The sequence below is a fragment of the Paenibacillus luteus genome, from assembly GCF_006542765.1.
Classification (GTDB): Bacteria; Bacillota; Bacilli; order Paenibacillales; family Paenibacillaceae; genus Pristimantibacillus; species Pristimantibacillus luteus.
Genome location: NZ_SKCD01000039.1, coordinates 25,028 through 39,838, shown reverse-complemented (window position 1 = coordinate 39,838; position 14,811 = coordinate 25,028). Strand labels below are relative to the sequence as shown.

Annotated in this window: 10 protein-coding genes; 5 read left to right on the top strand and 5 right to left on the bottom strand. The window is 49.3% G+C overall.

Translation table 11 applies throughout. The annotated features are described in order from the left end of the window. Positions 1-547: 547 nt before the first annotated feature. Entirely contained in the window at positions 548-1,540 is a 993-nt protein-coding gene (locus E0496_RS25515; protein ID WP_141504571.1) for a lipoate--protein ligase, read from the bottom strand. Between the two features lie 204 nt (positions 1,541-1,744). Here E0496_RS25515 and E0496_RS25510 point away from each other — a divergent pair, with 204 nt between their 5' ends. Further along, the gene (locus tag E0496_RS25510; protein WP_241674992.1) at positions 1,745-2,284 is read left to right on the top strand and encodes an NUDIX domain-containing protein; all 540 of its coding nucleotides are present in this window, start codon (positions 1,745-1,747) and stop codon (positions 2,282-2,284) included. Positions 2,285-2,342: 58 nt separating this feature from the next. Here E0496_RS25510 and E0496_RS25505 read toward each other — a convergent pair whose 3' ends face one another. Continuing rightward, positions 2,343-3,674 (bottom strand): arsenic transporter, encoded by a 1,332-nt coding sequence (locus E0496_RS25505; protein ID WP_141504569.1) that lies wholly within the window; start codon positions 3,672-3,674, stop codon positions 2,343-2,345. 444 nt (positions 3,675-4,118) lie between these two features. On the opposite strand from E0496_RS25505, the gene E0496_RS25500 reads away from it, so the two are divergent. Beyond that, on the top strand, positions 4,119-4,706 hold the full coding sequence (locus tag E0496_RS25500; protein WP_141504568.1) for a biliverdin-producing heme oxygenase: 588 nt from the start codon (positions 4,119-4,121) through the stop codon (positions 4,704-4,706). Positions 4,707-4,966: 260 nt separating this feature from the next. Here E0496_RS25500 and E0496_RS25495 read toward each other — a convergent pair whose 3' ends face one another. Next, positions 4,967-8,320 (bottom strand): DEAD/DEAH box helicase, encoded by a 3,354-nt coding sequence (locus E0496_RS25495; RefSeq protein ID WP_141504567.1) that lies wholly within the window; start codon positions 8,318-8,320, stop codon positions 4,967-4,969. A 152-nt stretch (positions 8,321-8,472) separates the two neighbouring features. On the opposite strand from E0496_RS25495, the gene E0496_RS25490 reads away from it, so the two are divergent. After that, positions 8,473-9,447: an aldo/keto reductase gene (locus E0496_RS25490; protein ID WP_141504566.1), complete on the top strand. Its 975-nt coding sequence runs from the start codon at positions 8,473-8,475 to the stop codon at positions 9,445-9,447. A 152-nt stretch (positions 9,448-9,599) separates the two neighbouring features. Here E0496_RS25490 and E0496_RS25485 read toward each other — a convergent pair whose 3' ends face one another. Next, on the bottom strand, positions 9,600-9,998 hold the full coding sequence (locus E0496_RS25485; RefSeq protein ID WP_141504565.1) for a DUF2500 domain-containing protein: 399 nt from the start codon (positions 9,996-9,998) through the stop codon (positions 9,600-9,602). A gap of 132 nt (positions 9,999-10,130) precedes the next feature. Between E0496_RS25485 and map the strand changes: the two genes are divergently transcribed. Together map and E0496_RS25475 are read left to right on the top strand one after the other, a co-directional pair. Next, positions 10,131-10,874, top strand: a complete 744-nt coding sequence (gene map, locus E0496_RS25480) for a type I methionyl aminopeptidase (protein ID WP_141504564.1) — start codon at positions 10,131-10,133, stop codon at positions 10,872-10,874. An 85-nt stretch (positions 10,875-10,959) separates the two neighbouring features. Further along, complete coding sequence (locus E0496_RS25475) at positions 10,960-12,825, top strand: DUF2264 domain-containing protein (RefSeq protein ID WP_141504563.1); 1,866 nt, start codon at positions 10,960-10,962, stop codon at positions 12,823-12,825. 190 nt (positions 12,826-13,015) lie between these two features. Here E0496_RS25475 and E0496_RS25470 read toward each other — a convergent pair whose 3' ends face one another. Then, positions 13,016-14,800: an ABC transporter substrate-binding protein gene (locus E0496_RS25470; RefSeq protein WP_141504562.1), complete on the bottom strand. Its 1,785-nt coding sequence runs from the start codon at positions 14,798-14,800 to the stop codon at positions 13,016-13,018. Between the last annotated feature and the right edge of the window lie 11 nt (positions 14,801-14,811).

Sequence of the window (14,811 nt, the reverse complement as noted above, 5' to 3'; positions counted from 1 at the left end):
GAATAATACCATAAAATGGTAACCACCTACAATTAAGCCTCCTCTATTCTTTTTCTTTTAAGAGAAGGAATTCAATTGTAAAATTATTCATTTCGAAATAAAATTTGGATTGATGTTAGGTTGTTTGCAAGGCTAGTGTAATTTTTAGATCTAATCCGGCGTAGATAGCCGAAATAGCTGAAATAGGTCTAAAAAATAGATCTAATTTAGCTCAGAGGCTCCAAATGGATCGGCTATGACCTGGTTTTGGAGAAATAGATAAGTTGACGAAAGAAATAAAGGATAAGTAAAGCGAGAGGATCGTACTAGAGAAACGAAGTGTTCGTCTTAGTAGCCGAATTCATAGCTTTACTAGTCTTAGTCAAGCTAAGAACCTGACTGCAACCGCGACCCGATAGAATGATCTACTCGCGCAGCGATCAATGCGAGAAACTCTAGTTGAGCCTATATAGAAAGGTATCTTCATTCCGATTCTAGTGAATACCCCTATATGAGCTAAAACCTGAGGATGCCAGATCATAACATATAGGGGGTATTAAACAAGTTTTTAGAGAAGCAGCTCTAGCCAGTCTTCCTTCGAAACGGGGCCAAAGTAGAAGCTTAAATCGATTCCTTCGAGAAGCTGCTTCAGAGCGGACGACTCGTAGCGGGTACCGATAAGCTGCAGAGCAACCTCCTTGCTGTCTCCTCGTCCGAAGAAATCTCCGAAAATCGCGGCATCCACGATTATCCCGTCCTGCACCTGCAAACGGACATCGAACGTCCCGGCTCCTTCAATGCGTTTCTTTTGCTGCACGTTAAAGGCGGGTGAGCGTCCATAATTCCATTCCCAGCTGCGGTAGCGCTCGTTGGCGAGCTTATGAACATTATCCCAGTCCTGGTTGGATAGCTCATAGAACGGTATTTCCTCGGCCTGTTCGAAGATCGAATGAAGGAGACGCTGCCTGAACTGTTCTACCGTCATCGGTTCCTTTAGAAACTCCGTAATGTTGGCAACGCGGCTGCGAATGGATTTCGTTGATTTGGATACATATTTCTCAGCATTAGGCTTTAGTGCGGATACGACATTGTCGATTTCAGAATCAAATAACAGTGTACCGTGGCTGAACATTTTACCCTTCGTCGAAAATTGGGCGTTACCGGATATTTTCCGCTCACCGACTTGAAGGTCGTTGCGCCCCGTCATTTCAGCGTCTACGCCTAATCCTTGCAGCGCGCGTACAACGGGCTCGGTAAACTTTTTGAAGTTATGAAAGGACTTTCCGTCGTCCTTCATAATAAAGCTGAAATTCAAATTGCCGAAATCATGGTAGACCGCCCCGCCGCCGGATAGTCTGCGCACGACATGCAGGCCGTTGCTTTCTACATATTCAGCATTGATTTCTTCCACGGTGTTCTGGTTTTTGCCGATAATAATGGAAGGCTCGTTGATATAGAAGAGAAGATAATCATCATTATCAGGCAAAGAGCGTAATATATATTCCTCTAACGCCAGGTTTAGCGTAGGATCTGTTATTCCTTTATTGCTTACAAAACGCATAAGTTTCTCCTCCTAGGCTTTGATTCATTAGGGTCATTATACCTGCATGCTGAGCTTGTTTTCAAACGTGATCCTTAAGCATGCAAAGTGGAAGTTGTGCTTTAGGCTTGTCTATCGCGGATACAGGCTATGCAGAAGCTGAAATAATTCGTATAATCTGATGAGACTGAGACAGAGGTGAATCGGGTGGAAGCGAATTTTTGCATGACATGCGGCTCGGAGCTGGAAAGCCGTGACGTGGATGGAACGATAAGAAGGGCCTGCACAAGCTGCAGCTTTGTTCACTGGGGAAGCTATAGCATTGGGGTTGGGGCGCTAGTTATACGGGATGGGAAGATTTTGCTTGTTCGCAGGGCTCAAGAGCCTGGCAAAGGAAAATGGACGAATCCGGGCGGTTATATCGAGCAACTGGAGGCGATTCAGGACACCGTGGAGCGGGAAGTTCTTGAGGAGTGCGGCATACAAGCCATTGTGAAAAATGTGGTTGCCTTGCGCGATCAGCCAAGAAGCATTCATAATCTCTACGTGGCATTTGAGATGGAGTATGTAAGCGGTGATCCTGTTCCTGACAACGTGGAAGTAGACGCAGCCGGCTTTTTTGCTTTGGAGGAGCTTGACGCGATGGAGGTTGCGGGTTTTACGCAATGGCTGGTCGACGTTGCTTTTCATGGCCAATCTCAAGGCCTTGCGATCGATAAAGATCCTGTTATTCCACTTGGCGGTTATGGGTTGTTTCGCGTTTAGAGCATAGATGGGCAAACGATAAAATGCAGGGGCCTTCCAGATGGAAGGTCCCTTTGCTTTAGAAAATCCATGAGACCCAATAGGATAATAGCAATAGTGTGAAAATAACCGTAACCGGAATGACAAGAGAAGTTACTTTTATATATTGCCCCCAGCTGATCCGCACGCCATCCTTGCGAACGATATGCATCCACATCAACGTGGCAAGCGTGCCAATCGGAAGCAGGAGGGAACCAATGTCGCTACCGATGACGCTGGCGAGGTAGGCAATTTTTAGCGTTAGCGGGTCGAGGCCTGTATTCATTAATGTAAGCGTGCCAACCATTAAAGCTGGATGATTGTTGAATAAATTGGATAGAACGCTTAATAGGCCACCCATAATGAAGCTAGCATGCAGCAAGCTGCCGGAAATAATAGGTTTGAGCAGTTGAATCAGCCATTCGGTTAAGCCGATGTTGTTGAGCCCATAGATAATGACGTACATACTGAAGGCGAAAATTAAAATATACCACGGTGTTTTTCTAAGCATGTCCAGAGGGGAGATTTTCAAGTGGAGCCAGCGCCACCCGAGCAGCAGGGCAGAGCCGATGACAGCTGTAGCAGCTACGGAAAAATGAAGGTAAGAGGCGACGAACAGGCTAATGCGAACACAGAACACGAATATTAGAATATTGAACATAAAGCGGTTGCGATTCTCTTGCGGTATGGTTTGTTTCAAAGGATGGCTGCCAGGCATGAAGTTCCAGCTAGCAAGGGACGGCAGTTTTTTTGGGAGTGTGCGATAAAAGATAGCAAACAGCAGGAGCGTTAGGAGGACAAGCCCAAGCGTAGCAGGAACAAACATCATAGCCGTATGCATATAAAGGTCCATATGGACGATTTTTAAGGCGATTAAATTTACGATGTTGCTTACGCCAATAGGTGCGCTGGAAGCCGTTGCGACAAGTGCTCCAGATAGCAAATAAGGTATTTTTTGATGGTTTTTCAGGCGCATATTTCGAAGAATTAGCAATAGAATAGGTGTTGTAATTAGGATGCTTCCATCATTATTGACAAAGAGCGTCATGAGGAAACAAAATAGATTTGTCAGCCAAAACAGGCGAATGCCAGAGCCTCTTGCTGACTTGGTGAGCAGCTCGGCGGCCCAGTAGAAGAAGCCGAAGCTCTCAAGCACTATAGCCATTACAATCGTTGCGATAATGGTGACGGCTGCTCCGCCTATCGTTTCCGTAATCTTCCCAAGGTCTGCAAAAGTCACGCTTCCGCTGAGAAAAACCAGGAGAGCTCCAATCGAAGCGGGTATAGCTTCATTGACTTGCGGGCGCCAGAAAATGAAACTAATGGTTAACAGGAATGCACAGATGGTGGTGATAACCGTAAAATCGTTCATGTCCTAACCTCTTTTCAAGGATAAAGCTTTGTTGGTATGCAGCAGCACTCCTTCTTCTTCCTAAACTTTCATGTTGAGCACGCATTTGTACAGAATGAATGCTTTCCAATTCTCCTCTCTATCGTTTTCTAAAGCAGCTTTATACTGTAAGTATACGTACGTGATAGATTGTTCGTACTGGTCATTATCCCTATCTCTATTAAAATCTGCTAGTATCAATTGAAGATACTTGCCCTCTAGTGATAGATAGGGAGAATGGCTATTGGTCTATAGCTGTGGAACGCTATAAGAAAGTTCTATTTTGAGTAATGAAATTCGAGAGGTTATAATAAATGAATACAAGCTTAATAGGTTCATTGGAGTTCTAGTCATCGTATACAAATGGCGTGTTTGATGTGTTCCTGTGTATTGAAGAATTTGTGAAACAAAAAGGAGAAATGACCTATGAGCATAATGAATCGTTTACGTGAAGAAACAGCCTCGAACCATGATCAAATCGAAAACAATCCCTATGCCAAAGCAATCATGAACCAGACACTATCTTTGGAACAATATATCGTCTATTTGGAAAAGTTTTATGGCTTCATTAAACCGGCTGAGCGGTTAATCGCTCAATTAACGGGTTGGGGTGAAATCGGAGAATCGTTGCGGGAGCGTGCTAAATCCCCATTACTTGAGAGCGATTTGCTCGCTCTTGGGCGAACCCAAGAAGAGGTCGCACAACTGCCGGAATGTACCGAACTGCCTGAGTTTTATTCGACCGCCCAGGCACTTGGCTACTTGTATGTTATTGAAGGATCGACAATGGGCGGACAGATGATTACGAAACAAGTACGTAAATTTCTGCCTGAAGCAGAAACAGAGGGCAAAGGCACGCAATATTTTAACGCATACGGGTCTGAGACTAGAGCCAAATGGGCTGAATTCCGTGAACTGGTTGAGCAATCCGTTATTTCGGATGAACAAGGCCTCCAAGCTGTAGATGCTGCGAAAAGCACTTTCACAACGCTAGAGGCGTGGATAAATGCTTGATCGTGAAATGAAAGGTTAACTGTCCTCTGCGGCTTATGGGGTGAGGGCGCGCCCTTATAAATGATGACGAAGGGATTGCGCGAGCTAAATCCTGCGGGCAGAATCTGCGCTTTAATTAAATAACAGTCTAAAAAAAGGTCGAGCTGCGGGAGGAACCCCGAAGCTTGACCTTTTTTAAGAGATAACCCGATCTTTTCGCAGATAAATTTTAAAGCTAAAACCATAACCTACCATCAAAGCTGCTGAGGTGCTGCGCCGAGTTATTGGATCATTAGAATTTCTCGAATTTCTTGCTCGCTTAAGGACGACAGCGCCTCCTGACCGGGTTGGATGACCTCGTCGATCAGGTTCTTTTTCTTCTGCTGAAGCTCGTACATTTTATCCTCGACCGTGCCTTGCGTGACCAAGCGGATGATTTGCACAACATTTTTCTGGCCGATACGGTGCGCGCGGTCAGCGGCCTGCTGCTCGACGGCCGGATTCCACCAAAGATCGTACAGAATTACCGTATCAGCGCCGGTGAGGTTCAGCCCGGTACCGCCTGCCTTTAGCGACAGCAGGAAGACTTCGCGTTCGCCATCATTGAACCGGTTGCAGAGTGCGACGCGCTCGGAGGCTGGCGTCTGCCCGTCCAAATAAAAGTAGGGAACCCCGCGGTATCCCAGCTCTCGGCCAATGAGGCCAAGCATCTCTGTAAACTGGGAGAAGATGAGCAACCGCTTGCCTGCGCTTTGACATTCATCGATAATGTCCAGCAGCTGCTCGAACTTGGCGGAGCTACCTTCGTAACCTTCGACGAACAGTGCAGGATGGCAGCAAAGTTGGCGAAGCCTTGTGATTCCTGCCAAGATCCGGATACGATTTCTTTGAAAGCCCTCTTCATTCAGATGCTTAACCGTTTCCTGCTGCAGCTTAGCTAGAAAACCGACATACAGCTGCTTTTGCTCCGGCAGCAGCTCAGACGCTTGAATCGATTCGATTTTGTCCGGAAGCTCCTTCAGTACGTCACTCTTCAGTCGGCGCAGCAGAAACGGGCGAACCCGTCTAGCAACCGTCTCCCGTGTGAGCTCGTTAAACGCTTGCCTGTTAGGAAAGAGTTCAGGGAATACCGCGCAAAAGATTGACCAAAGCTCCTCCAGCGTGTTTTCGATTGGTGTTCCGGTTAGCGCAAAGCGGTATGCGGCGTCGATGGCTTTGACGGATTGTGCGGTCTGCGTCGTATGGTTTTTGAAATATTGCGCTTCATCCATGATGAGCGTATGGTAGCTTTGCTTTGCGTATTGTTCGATATCCCTGCGCAGCAGAGGATAGGAGGTAATAATGACATCCGCTTCAGATTTTCCCTTTAGTACCGCGGAGCGCTCTGCTTTCGATCCATCTGCGATGACGGCACGAATGCCGGGTGCGAACTTTTTGAGCTCATTCAACCAGTTGTAGACAAGCGATGCAGGCGATACGATTAGTGCCGGCTGCTTGCGCTCCCGTATTTCGGGCAGCACAGAGAGCAGGAAGGCGATTCCCTGAACCGTCTTTCCGAGTCCCATATCGTCTGCCAGAATGCCTCCGAAGTGGTAATGGGCCAATGTTTTCATCCACTGATAGCCATATTTCTGATAATCGCGAAGCACGGGGGAGAGCTCCTCTGGCACAGGGAAATCCAAGTTGTCCGGATTTCGCATGTTTTCCAGCAGTCGTCGAAACGACTTGCCTAGCTTTATCGTCTTTCCGTTATCCTGCGCTTCAATGAGATGCAGCCCTCGAACGGTTGGGACACGGAATTTTGAGCCCACAATATCGCCTTGGCGCAAGCCAACCTCATTCAAGAAACGAATAATTTCCTGAAACTCCGCGCCATCGAGCGGCAATAATGCCCCATCAGGCAGCCGATGGAATTTACGTTTCACCTCTAGCGACTTTAAAAGCTTGCGAATTTCGGACTCGGGTATGCCGTCCATATCGAATTTGAATTCAAGCCAATCGGTTCGCTCCTCAAGCTGAACGGATATTTTAGGCGGAGCATGCTTCGTTACAATTCGGACTTTCACGGCTGAGGTAGCATATACGGCAAGCAGCTTCTCCAACTGCGGAACGACGTTATGCAGAAATTCGAACTCGGAGTCCTCGTCCTCCATAATATAGCCGCTCTCGGTCTTGGCAAAAGGCACCAGCTCCATCAGCTCCAAAATACGACGCTCTTGTTCGCCATCGCGCAGCAGAATGCGGTCGGTGCCGCGCTTCGTGTCTCCGGTTTCAAGCGGATTAATAACGATATCGCCATATTGAAATTCAAGGCCGGCAAGCAGCCGATCTCTAAGCCGGTCCAAATAAAGCTTGGCTTTCAGCTGAGTTTGGAGAACGCGGTCGGAAATAGTCTCGGCAATCGCAACGCTGCCGAGCTTCATCAAGCCGGGAATGACCTTCTCCATAAAAGGCTCCATTTGCTCCGGTGCGATATGCACCTTTGGCTTGCGCGAAGTATCAAGCAGCTGCTTCAGCTCAAGCAGCTGCTTGCAAGCATCGGACTTCACCTTCAGCAGCTTGCCGCTGGATAGGACAAGTCCGTACTCTTCCATAATCGTCAGCTCTTCCAAGCCTTCTACTTTAAGCTGATAGCTTTCGGATTCTGCCTGATCAAAAGCAAAGCTTAACGGCAGCGGCTCATCGCTCACCGTTATACCCGTAAATACACGGTTGGCGTAGGCAAGCTGCACGGATGGAGCAGCGAGAAGCAGCGGCAGCAGCGAGTCCCAAGAAGATGGGGGAATGAGAAGCAGCCGCTCGCCGCTGGCTGGGGATTCCCCTAAGTAAAGATTGCGATTGGACATTTGGCGGTACAACGATTCTTGGCGGTATACCTCATAGAGCTGCGTCAGCACAGCATCATCCTCGGGACGAAAGCAATGATGAGTGGGATCATACGTGAAGTGCTTAGAAAAAACAAAAGGCTCTCTGCGCTCGACCTTCTCCAAAAATTCTCGTATTCGCTGGACGATATATAAGCGTTTTGGCCCTACTTTAAGCTCAATGCCAAATAAGTGCTTTCGGTAGCCATAAGGATAGAGCTTGCAGGTGATTTCTGCGTCGAGCAAGATTCTCGTGTCAATGAGCGAGCTGCTCTTCCTGGACCTTGGCGGCCGATTGCCGAATAGACCGAGCATGCTGCCTGCAATTCGAGTATCCACTTCCTCAAGTTCCTCATTCCCGGCGTAGCGGGGAGTAAGATGTCCGTTATTCTCAAATGCATCTTCATCCTCTTCCTCATCCTCGTAAGGCTGATCCTCCGGATGAAGCAGCGAAGGGTAGACACGTTTGGCGTTACCCTGCTGCGCTTGAAAATCGCGAATTTGAAGCAGAGCTGCAGCGACATGCTTGCAATAAAAGTCATACGTGCTGAAAGCAAGGCAGGAGCAGTCGGCGTCGACATCCCCATTGCGTTTGATATCTATGATGACCTCGTAGCTGCTATCTTCCTGTATCCTGATAGTGAAATTGGTTTGCAGGGAATTAACGGCTTCAATATCTACTTTCCCTGCTCTATAATAAGCTTGCCCTCTCTCGAAGAAGGTATCGCCGCATAACGATTTAATGACGCGAGTGGTCAATTGAACGCTCATAGCCTTTGGTTCCTTTCGGGAGACGGAAACATTTGTTCCGATTTATCGATTTGTTCTTATCATATCAGAATTTCGGCGCGAGTTCCCGTTTGAAAGTAGGCTATAATAAAAAATACGGAAAGCTTATTTATGGGAAAAAGGAGCTGAAACATATGCAATATCGTCATCTTGGCCACAGCGGGCTTCAAGTTTCTGCGCTCGGCCTAGGCACGAATGCTTTCGGAAAGCGTGCCGACTTCGAGGAATCCAAAAAAATTATTCATTACGCGCTGGATCATGGCATCAACTTCTTGGATACAGCCAATATTTATGCAGGCACCGAATCGGAGAAAATCATCGGGCAGGTGCTTGAGGGGAACCGGCAAAGCGTTGTACTCGCGACCAAAGCGGGATTGCCAAAGGGGACAGGCGTGAATGAACGCGGCTCTTCCCGCTATCATTTGCAGATGGAGCTTGAAGGCAGCCTGAAACGGCTGAAAACCGATTACGTGGATCTCTACCAAATCCATACGTTTGATCCGGGGACGCCACTGGAGGAAACGATGAGAGCGCTGGAGGATATGGTTCGGGCAGGCAAGGTGCGTTACATTGGCGCATCCAATTATTTTGCATGGGAGCTTATGAAGGCGCTTGGCATAAGCGATCGGTTTGGCCTGAACCGCTTCGTATCCACGCAGGTCAGCTATTCCCTTGCGGATCGTACGCCTGAGAATGAGCTTGTCCCGATGTGCCTCGACCAAGGCGTGGGCATCATCCCGTATTTTCCGCTTGCAGGCGGCATATTGTCAGGGAAGTATGGCAAAGGGGAGAAGGCGCCGGAAGGCTCAAGAGCCCAGACGGACCCGAGCTTTCAGCGGTTTCTGAATGAACGAACGATCGGGCTAGGGGATCGGGTTAGCGAGGTTGCAAGCCAATTGGACTGTACGCCAAGTGTTTTGTCGCTTTCCTGGCTGATTCATCAGCCTGTGGTTTCAACGGTTATCGTAGGGGCCTCTAAAGTGGAGCAGCTGGCGGAAAATCTTCAGAGCGCATCGCTTGAGCTATCTGCTGAGACGCTGAACGAGTTGGAAACCGCCAGCGACTCTTTCCGCCATGGCGAGCCCTTCGCGTTGTATCGACTGCCCTAACAAAGCAAGAAGGAGGCGTTTCCGATACGGAAGCTGCCTCCTTCTTGCTTTGACTTTTATTTCGCTTCCTGCCTAACGAGCAGCGCTCGGGGTGCAGCCGCTGATGGTTTTCGTCAACGGGGTTACATTTTGACCTCACAACGGTTGCCCGTCTATTTGGCACTTTGGCGCTGAAAATCAATAATCCAATCGCCTTGAATGAATGCATAACCCATGTCACCCTCTACGACCAAGCCGTATAATTTTTTGACATCGACATATTCCTTGCGCTCGCCGTTATCGAATTCCAACGTAATGTAGTAATAAGTGCGGGAGGAGCTTCCCGCATGACCGACGTCATTGTGGTTATGGTGATTCGCGTGATGGCGAACGTCCATGCGCCTCGACACGACGCGCGCGAATACCGTTTCTTTAGTTGCGCTAGCGTTTTTGGCATGGCTGAAGATGCTATAAACAATACCGCCAATGACAATAACGAAGATAATGACCATAAATAAAGGGACAAGCGAAATGATACCAACTCCGCTGCCGGGAAAACCAATGCCACCCATAAGCTTATACCTCCAAAATTTTCTTTTAATGTAGTTAATTTTACTATTTATGAGCGGGGGTTGCTAGTGCAGTGCGGCAAAGCATGCTAAACTACGAATAATTAAAAGGGAAGAGTGAAATGGAGGATTACGATGACAGTCGGTTCGCAAAAAGATATAGAAGGCTTGCAAGAGATTGGACGGATTGTTGCTTTTACGATGAACGAGATGAAACGGCAAACGGTAGCAGGCATGACAACGAAGGAGCTGGATGAACTCGGAGGTCGTATTTTGCATCGCTACGGTGCCGTTTCGGCTCCAAATCAAACATTCCGCTTTCCAGGCCATACTTGTATTAGTGTGAATGATGAGGTGGCGCATGGCATACCGGGCAGTCGTGTATTGCAGCCAGGCGATCTTATTAATATTGATGTATGCGCGGAGAAAGATGGCTATGTCGCAGATACGGGTCATTCTTTCCAGCTAGCTCCTTATAGCGAACCTGTGCTTCGGCTGTGCGACCACACTCATCATACGATGATGAAGGTGATCGGTTCGCTGCGGCATGGCGTGAAAATTAACGAAATCGGGAAAATCATTCAACAGGAAGCAAGGCGAGGCGGCTACAGCGTAATTAGTGATTTATGCAGCCACGGCGTAGGCAGAGCCGTACATGAATGGCCGCAAATTCCGCCGGTTTACAATAAGCATGATCCGCGTACGCTCAAAGCGGGCCTGGTCATTACGATTGAGCCTTTTCTGTCCACGGGAGCAGACTATGTCGTTGAACAGGCGGATGGGTGGACGCTTCGCATGCCGGATAGAAGCTTTGCAGCACAGCACGAGCATACGATTATCATTACGAAGGATAAGCCGATTATTTTGACGGTGGCATAATTTGGATGCTTTTGTAGGGCTTTAAAGCTTAGCCAGCAAGGAATGAATGACTTGTTATTATGATAATGGCAGAGGAGCCTTTACGATGTTCAAAATAGATCTTCCGATTGCAAGCAACCCTCTTCGCACGAGAGGGGATGTCCAGTTAGCGGTGCGCCAGCTCATTGAGCCGTTAAAGCCGTATTACAGCAGCGGCTCAGCTCGGGTGAGCATTGGAAATACAAGTGCTTCTTATGAGGATGCCGTTGCGGGAATGGAAGGCTTCTCACGGGTGCTGTGGGGCATTATGCCTCTTATTGCAGGTGGATCGGAGAGCACCCTGTGGAATCAAGTGGTTCAGGGCATTATTAACGGTACAGATCCGGAGCACGAGGAATATTGGGGAGTCATCAACGACTATGACCAGCGGATCGTCGAGATGGCTGCTTACGGACTAGCGCTGGTGATAGCGCCCGATCAACTTTGGGGCGCACTGAGCGCGAAGGAGCAGCAGAACTTCGCTGCGTGGCTCCGGCAGGCGAGTGACCGCAAGGCGTACGACTGCAACTGGCTGTTTTTTGCGGTGCTTGTCAATCTCGGCTTGAAGGCGGTAGGCGAGCCCTATGATCAAACGGTGGTAGAGCAAAACCTGGAACGCATCGACGCGTTCTATCTGTCGGATGGCTGGTATGCTGATGGGGTAAAAGCGCATAGCGATTATTACGTGCCGTTCGCTATTTATTATTATGGTCTCTTCTATGCGAAGGTGATGGAGCAAGAGGACCCTATAAGATCGAAGCTTTATAAACGAAGAGCAGCGGCGTTCGCGAACGATTTTATCTATTGGTTCGCCGAGGATGGCTCGGCGCTTCCTTACGGCAGAAGCTTGGCTTACCGTTTCGCGCAGGCTGCTTTTTGGGGAGCGATGGCTTATGCCGAGGTGGAAGCAATCCCTTACGGCGTGCAGAAAGGGCTGCTGCTTCGCCATTTGCGCTGGTGGTTTAAGCAGCCCATCTTCCAGCGTGACGGGACGCTGACTATCGGTTATGCCTATCCGAATCTGATTATGGCGGAAAACTACAACTCTCCGGGCTCTCCCTATTGGGCGCTCAAAGCTTTTTTGCCACTTGCGCTTGACGAGAGCCATCCCTTCTGGCAAGCCGAGGAATTGCCGCTGCCGAAGCTGGAAATTATATCTGTGCAGCCCGCCCCGCATTTAGTCATCTGCAGGCAGCCGGAGAAAAGCCATCTGGTCGCGTTCAATACCGGCCACGCGTCAACGAATGAGCATACGCATACGTCGGCCAAATATGAGAAATTTGCCTATTCGAACGTATTTGGCTTTAGCGTGCCGCGTGCGGAATGGGGACTTGGGCAGGGAGCCTTTGACTCGATGCTTGCGCTGTCTGAAGGGGATAATATTTATCGGGTGAAACGAAAAAACGAGGAGTCCCGGATAGAGGGGAATGTGCTCTATGCATGCTGGAAGCCTTGGACAGACGTTGAGGTGAAGACCTGGCTGATCGCAGGAGCGCCTTGGCATATTCGAGTTCATCGCATTGAAACCAGCAGAGGGCTTGATACAGCCGATGGCGGCTTTGCGCTTGGACTTGAAAGCTTGGAGGGTCTGGATAGAAGATGGGAGACGCAGCAGGATGAGCATGGCGTTCTCGGTGTTTGCTCCTGGGGCGTCAGCGGTATCCGTGTACTTTATGGACCGGGGCAGACGGAGCTGATTTATCCCAATTCGAACACGAACCTTATGAATCCGCGGACGGTCATTCCTACCGTTAGGATGAACTTGCAGCCGGGAGTCCACTGGCTGGTGACGGCGGTTTATGCCGAGCCGGGCAATGATACCTACAGGCAGCAGTGGGCGAATGGGCCGGTCGCGGTTGCAAAGGATGGCCAGCTTAAGGTGAAGGAAAGGGAAGGCGGCGCGCTATTATTTTCGCATGATATTTATTCATAGATCATAGGTCAACAATGAATTTTAGAGGATGAATAAAAAGCTGCGACAGTCTCATGAAAGAGGCTGCTGCAGCTTTTTATGATTTATTTACACAAAAACATTCGATGGGCTATTGGTTATGGTCAGGGCAGGAGAGAAGTTTCCGAAGCGGCTGCTCCTTCTTCTGTTTGTTCATGGGTTGTGCATGATGTTAAGTAAACCAGATATCCCGGAACCGTACCCAGCCTAGCGATTCGAGAGCGATCCCGCGGACGGAGTGGTGGAAGGCCGTCTTCAGATGCTTGCGGTAGAGAAACATCAGGCTGTGCCTGCTTTTCAGCTCGGCTTCGATAGCTTGGAAGATGGCGATGCGTGCACGGGCATTCGGCTCTGATAAAATAAGCTGAATACTTGACTCCAGCATGCTGTCGGTTTCAGGGGAGGCATGCTGCTGCATGCTCTTGAACAGATCAATGAGCCTCAGTTCGCGATGCTCATCGAGCATGACCGCGAATAATAGGAAGTCGGCAGACATACGGGCCTGGCCTTTGAACTGCTCGGCTCCAATAAGACTAATTTCGATCTCAACCCCCGAATTTGCGCAAACCTGCTTGATCATATGGGCATCTGCTGCATATTGCGGAATCGTTGCGAGAATTAGCGGCTCTCCGTTATATCCGGCATCGGCAAGCCGCATTTTGATTTCTTCCAAGCTTTGCGATGCTTTGTTGTGTGATGTCTCCTCGTCTTGCAGCCAGAAGCTGTCTACGCCTTCGATCACATCTCCTGATAGCAACTGCAGCAGCCCGGCCCGGTCAATGGCAAGGTCAACAGCAGCACGCATGGCAGGATTTGCGAGCAAGCCTTTCTTTTGTTCGTTCACCGTTATGAACTTGCAGGTCATGCCGGATTGCCTGACCTGCTGCCAACGTTCGGCTGCCACATCGGACAGCCTAGCATTATGCATGACTTGGAACGATTGCAGCTCGGCATGATTATCCTGCGAGGTATCGCCCGTCACCGTCCATACCTCTACCCGGTCAAGGAAAGCCCTCCCCTGAAAATAGGCGGTAAACGCCTCCAAAATCCAGACACCTTGCTCATTTCCGGCGAAGCGGAAAGGGCCGGTTCCAATCGGCCGGTCTCCGAAGTGATCACCTGCTGCGTCACAAGCATCCTGGGGAACGATGGATGCCCGATTGGTCGTAAGGAAAGGAAGAAAGGCTTCATTACGCTCGGACAATTGAATGCGGATGGTCGTGTCATCCGGCGTATCCATGGCGACGATATTGGAATAAACCCAGCTGTACAAGCCCTGCGGCGCCAGCCGCTTGAGCCGCTCAAGCGAATATTTGACATCCGAGGAATCGAGCTCACGCCCGTGATGGAACATAATTCCTTTGCGCAAATAAAACGTCCAGCGCGTCCGCGATTCATTCACCTCCCAGGCATGGGCAAGGTGAGGCAAAATTTGCTCACCCTTTGGGTCGATGCGCACGAGTCCATCGAACAGCTGATTGACGAGATGGGATTCCCCCGTATAATGAATGGCCGCCGGATCAAGGGAGAAGATCGTTTGCGGAAGCGGGAAGCGCAAAATATCGGTTCGCCGCTTGCCCAGCACCTCGGAGTGGAAGCCGAACTGGCCGGACAGCCATTCCTGGAATTGATCGCGAAGCAGAGGAGAATCCTCAGCCTGCTGCAGCAGCTCCAGTGCCGAGTGCAAATCCTGCTTCTGCATCATTTCCTGCGCTTCAAGCAGCGCGATTTGTTCCTTGCTGGCAAGGAAGGTAAGGGCAGAGCGGTTGCCTCTCCCGCGCCGAGGCTCCCAAGAAAGCCATTCTTCTTGCTGCATTCGCTTGAGCAGCAATACCATATTGCGATGTGTGCAATCCAGCAAATTTGCAAGCTCCTGCGTAGTGGCTTCAAAGGGGGTATGCTCAGAAATTGCGGGAAAGGAACGCCTTAACGCCAAGTAATGCCTTCGTATTTTCATGCAAAAGACTC